Source organism: Pseudomonas sp. K5002 (assembly GCF_013386655.1).
In the GTDB taxonomy this organism is placed as follows: Bacteria; Pseudomonadota; Gammaproteobacteria; order Pseudomonadales; family Pseudomonadaceae; genus Aquipseudomonas.
Window position 1 is genome coordinate 1 of the sequence record NZ_JACARK010001149.1, and the last position, 3,404, is coordinate 3,404.

Genomic DNA, 3,404 nt, shown 5'->3' on the forward strand with positions numbered 1-3,404 from the left:
GTAAGAGCGGAACCAATCTCCGCCATCACCAAAATAACGGATATTCACCCACCACCGGCCGTGATAAACCGCCGCGCCAAAAACCCATACAACAGATACCCAAACGCCAACACCAGCGTCGCACCAAACACCGCCTCCTCACCACACGCATAAATCGCATACAGCGAATACCCCACGGCAATCAGCAACACCGTGGTATTGCGCGCATACACCACCGCCGCCACCCGCGCTTTGTGCATCATCACCAGCAGCCCAGTCAGCGCAGTGACGTAAGGAATCAAATTGGTCACCACCGCCAGGTTCACCAACTTGCCGAACTGCGCACTGGCTGTGGGCGAGATGGTCGACAAGGCAATCAAGCTCTGCAACGCCGCGCAGGCAATCAGCCCCAACACCGGCGCGTGGGCGCGGCTGACCCGGCTGAAGAAGCGCGGAAACAGACGCTGGTCCGCCGACATCTTGGCCGTTTGCGCCAAGGTGAATTGCCAGCCCAACAGCGAACCAATACACGCCACCACCGCCAGCGCCATGATGATGTCGCCCACCAGCGGCGTGAAAATCTGCGCGTACACCAAGGCAAACGGCGCAGAAGACTCGGCCAGTTCAGCGTTGGGCACGATGCCCTGAATCACTGTGGTCGACAGCACATACACCAGCGCCGCGCCGAGGGTGCCCAGCAGGCAGGCCAGCGGCACGGTGCGCTTGGGGTCTTCCACCGCGTCATAGCCCTGGGCCGCGGACTCCATGCCGAGGAACGCCCAGAGGGTCAGCGGGATACTCGCGCCAATCGCATCCCACAGTTGCAGTTGGTTGGGGTTCCAGGCATCGCTGAACACCTCCGTCTTGAAATAGAACCAGCCGATCACGCTCAAGCCCGCCACGGGAATGATCACGCCCCACACCGTGATCACGCCGATCCGCCCGGTCAGGCGCGGCCCGCCGAAGTTGGCCACGGTGGTCAGCCAGATCAGCCCGAGGGTGCCGATGAACAAGGGGATGGGGCCGCTGCCCAGCCACGGGATGAAGGACGACAGGTAGCCCACCGCCGAAATCGCAATCGCCACATTGGCGATGATCAGCGACAGGAAATACAGGAACGAACAGAGGAAGAACCCGGACTTGCCGTGGGCCTCTTCGGTGTAGGCCGACATGCCGCCGGTGCGGGTGCAGAAGAGGCCGCACTGGGCAAAACAGTACGCGATCGCCATCGAGCCCACGGCGGTGATCAGCCACGACAGCAGCGAAATCGCACCCAATTGCGCCATGCTGGCGGGCAGCATGATGATGCCCGAGCCCATCATGTTGATTGCCACCAGGGTGGTCAGGCCCATCAGGCTCATCTTTTTGCTTGGCTCGGCCATCGGCAACTCCTTGTCGTGGGGGCGTGCGAAGGCAGGCTAGCACGTTGTGGTCAGCGTGCCTTCGGGCTCCGGTTTTCTCCGAGGATTCGCGCGGCATCGCGAGCCGGCGGCAGGCCGAACACCCGGGCGTAATCGCGGCTGAACTGAGTGGCGCTTTCATAGCCGACTTCGAAGGCGGCGCTGGTGACGTTCCTGGCGCCGCCCACCATCAGCGTGCGCGCCTGTAGCAGGCGCACGCGCTTCTGGTACTGCAACGGGCTCAGGTTGGTGACGGCCTTGAAGTGGCGGTGAAAGGCCGACACGCTCATTGCGGCTTTCTGTGCCAGGGCTTCGACCCGGATCGGTTCGGCGAAGTCTCGGCGGATCCACTGGATGGCCTGGCTCACCCGGGCCATGGCGGTGTCCGGCGCGGCGATTTCACGCAGCATCCAGCCGTGGGGGCCTTGCAATACGCGGTAGAGGATCTCGCGCTCGTATACCGGTGCGAGGGCTGTGATCGCCTCAGGGTTGCCCATCAGCCGCAGCATGCGCAGCCAGGCGTCCATCAGTTCGGGGGTGACGGCGGCCACGGAAAAACCCGCATCGTGGTCGTAGCGCCCGGCAGGTTTGGGCAAGTCGCTCAGCAGCGTCGCGAGTACCGTCGGGTCGAGGGTCAGGCTGACCGCCAGGTAGGGTTCGCCGGTCACCGCCGGGTGCACGGTGCCCACGGCGGGCAGTTCGATGGACATCACGAAATAGGTCGCCGGGTCGTATCGCAGCGTGCGATCACCCACCGTCATGGATTTGCTGCCCTGCAGGATCAGGTTGATCATCGGGTCGTACACCGCGGCCAGCATGTGCTCGGGAATCGCGCCCTGGACCATGGCCACTCGCGGGATGCCGGTTTCAGTGCGACGGTTTTCAGCCTTGGCGGCCAGGGCGCGCAGTTCGATCAGTTGTGTGTTCATGCCGGGCATGCTGAGCGCCCAGGTGTGCCCTGTGCAAGCAAAAAGCAGAAACAGGCAGGTTTCGAGCAGGAACGGCTGCGTCGGCGCAGGCGCGCGAGCCTACTGTGGTGACTCATTTGAGCAAGCAGTGGAGCCACACATGGGCGTTATCCTCATTACCGGCGGCAGCCGTGGCATTGGTGCCAGCACCGCAGAACTGTGTGCCCGGCAAGGCATGGGCGTGATCCTGACCTACAACAGTCATCCAGAGGCCGCCCAGGCGGTTGTGCAGCGGATCGTATCGGCGGGCGGCAAGGCGGTCGCGCTGCCATTGGACGTGGCCGACATCAGTTCCTTCCAAGGTTTTGGCGAGGCGGTAAAGCAGGCGTTATCGGCCACCTGGGGTGTGAGTGGGTTGAATGGCCTGGTGAATAACGCCGGTTATGGACTGTTCAATCCCCTGGAATCGGTCACCGAGGCCCAGTTCGACGGCCTGCTGAATGTGCACCTCAAAGGGCCGTTTTTCCTGACTCAAACTCTGTTGCCGCTGCTGCAAGCCCACGCCTGCATCGTCAACCTCACCAGTGCCACAACCCGTGTCGCCACCGCTGGCGTAGCACCTTACGCAGCCTTCAAGGGCGCGCTGGATGTACTGACCCGTTACATGGCCAAGGAGTTTGGCGAGCGGCAGATCCGTGCGAATGCCGTCTCTCCGGGAGCCATCCGCACCGAACTGGGCGGCGGGCTCAATGATGAGTTCGAAGCGCTGCTGGCTGCACAAACCGCCCTTGGTCGGGTTGGGGAGCCAGAGGACGTGGCGCGTGTGATCGCCATGTTGCTGTCTGACGAAGGCCGCTGGATCAATGCCCAGACGATCGAGGTCGCTGGCGGTTACCTCATCTGAAAAGCGAGGCTGAACTATGCTGGATCATCTGTTTTTGTCGGTCAGCGACATACAACGCTCGATTGATTTCTACCGTGCTGCACTGACACCGCTGGGCATCACCACGCGCCACGACTACGACGGCAAGGACGGCCCGCCGGGCCACCCGGACCTCAAGGGGTTCGGCGCGAACGGGCGGATCTTCTTCTGGTTGCGCGAGGGCGCGGTCGAGGG

4 protein-coding genes are annotated in these 3,404 nt (G+C 63.0%); 2 read left to right on the forward strand and 2 right to left on the reverse strand.

Going from position 1 to position 3,404, the window contains the following annotated elements:
- Positions 1–44: 44 nt before the first annotated feature.
- Together potE and HX846_RS34230 are read right to left on the reverse strand one after the other, a co-directional pair.
- Positions 45–1,361, reverse strand: a complete 1,317-nt coding sequence (potE, locus tag HX846_RS34225) for a putrescine-ornithine antiporter (RefSeq protein ID WP_177047504.1) — start codon at positions 1,359–1,361, stop codon at positions 45–47.
- Between the two features lie 50 nt (positions 1,362–1,411).
- Positions 1,412–2,308, reverse strand: coding sequence for an AraC family transcriptional regulator (locus HX846_RS34230; RefSeq protein ID WP_177008274.1), 897 nt, complete (start codon positions 2,306–2,308; stop codon positions 1,412–1,414).
- 139 nt (positions 2,309–2,447) lie between these two features.
- Here HX846_RS34230 and HX846_RS34235 point away from each other — a divergent pair, with 139 nt between their 5' ends.
- Positions 2,448–3,191, forward strand: a complete 744-nt coding sequence (locus tag HX846_RS34235; protein WP_177080240.1) for an SDR family NAD(P)-dependent oxidoreductase — start codon at positions 2,448–2,450, stop codon at positions 3,189–3,191.
- 16 nt (positions 3,192–3,207) lie between these two features.
- Positions 3,208–3,404 (forward strand): VOC family protein (locus HX846_RS34240; protein WP_372242049.1); only part of this gene is annotated, 197 nt, incomplete at its 3' end.